This window comes from Oleiphilus sp. HI0067, from assembly GCF_001635735.1.
In genome coordinates, this window is record NZ_LWFI01001115.1 from 1 (window position 1) to 1,687 (window position 1,687).

General features: G+C 47.8%; 1 protein-coding gene. It reads right to left on the reverse strand.

Translation table 11 applies throughout. The features are described 5' to 3' along the window. On the reverse strand, window positions 1-1,601 hold a 1,601-nt coding region (gene nadB / locus A3739_RS16165; RefSeq protein WP_068502046.1), incomplete at its 3' end, for an L-aspartate oxidase. Window positions 1,602-1,687: the final 86 nt, after the last annotated feature.

A 1,687-nucleotide genomic window follows, 5' to 3' on the forward strand; every position in this document is an offset into this window, starting at 1 on the left:
GAGAAATTCGTTGGCGTAAGAACGGTATCGTTCGCTTCGCTTTGCAGAGATGGATAGTCAAGCGTGTAATGCAGACCTCGACTTTCTTTTCTTTGAATCGCCGAGCAGATAATGAGGTCCGCTACCGTTACTAGGTTGCGTAATTCTAGAAGGTCGTTATTTACCGAGAAATTACTGTAGTAATCGAGGATTTCTTGATGCAGTAAATCGACACGATGCTTTGCACGTTGCAAACGTTTGTCTGTTCGAACAATGCCAACATAGTCCCACATAAAACGGCGCAGTTCGTCCCAGTTGTGCGAGATTACGACATCCTCGTCAGAGTCGATTACGCGTGATTCATCCCAAGCCGGCGCCTCTGGTGGTTCAGGAATAGATTTCGCTTTCTTGTTGATATCTTCTGCTGCTGCATGCCCATAGACAATGCACTCCAATAAGGAGTTGCTCGCCATTCGGTTGGCGCCGTGTAAACCAGTAAATGAAGCCTCACCGAGAACGTAAAGCTGGTTAACGTCACTTCTGCCGCGATGATCGACCATCACGCCGCCACATGTGTAGTGTGCCGCGGGAACAATAGGGATGGGTTCTTTGGTTATGTCGATACCAAATCCAAGGCAGGTATCGTATATCGTTGGAAAATGAGCTTTGATGAAGTCTGCGTCTTTATGGCTAATATCAAGATATAAGCAGTCAGCACCGAGGCGTTTCATCTCATGGTCAATAGCTCGCGCTACGATGTCGCGAGGTGCGAGTTCTAAGCGTTCGTCAAAGCGATGCATAAAACGCTCGCCGTTTGGCAAGAGCAAGTGACCGCCTTCACCTCGCACGGCTTCGGTGATCAAAAATGTCTTCGCTTGTGGGTGGTATAGGCATGTCGGGTGGAATTGATTGAACTCCATGTTGGCTACGCGACAACCACTTCGCCACGCCATCGCAATACCATCACCGCTCGCGCCATCTGGATTACTGGTGTACAGGTATGCTTTCGAAGCGCCGCCAGTTGCAATGATGACAAATCGAGCTCGGAACAGTTCAACTTCACCATTCTCTCGATTAAGAACGTAAGCACCGACACATCGATTGCCGGGTAGAAAGAGCTTTTTATGTGTAATCAGATCGATCGCAACGCGATTGGTAAATACATCTATGTGCTCAGCTGCAAGTGTTTGCTGGCACAAGGCACTAGATATCGCATGACCTGTTGCATCATCAGCGTGCACGACGCGGCGATGACTATGTCCGCCTTCTTTTGTTAAATGATAGTGTTTAGGGTTTTCTGCATCGCTATCGCGAGTAAAGTCGACGCCTTGATCTTTCAGCCATTTAATACTGACCTTTCCGCCATTTACAGTCTGTTCAACCGCATCTTGGTGACACAAACCTGCCCCAGCGATCAGAGTATCTTGAATGTGTGATTGCTCGTTATCTTGCTGATCTAGAACGGCTGCGATGCCCCCTTGCGCCCAGGGCGTCGATCCACTTGATATTTCGCCTTTAGACAAGACCGCGACACGTAAACTAGAGTCTAGCTTTAGAGCTGCGCTAAGGCCTGCAGCGCCGCTGCCAATAATAAGAACGTCGTAAGAATCAGGCGAAGACATAGAAAATTTCTTAGATTTTGTGTGTGAATAACATAGCAATGCGAGAATTTTATTCGCGCTTGGAACTTATTTGCAAACCTTATGTC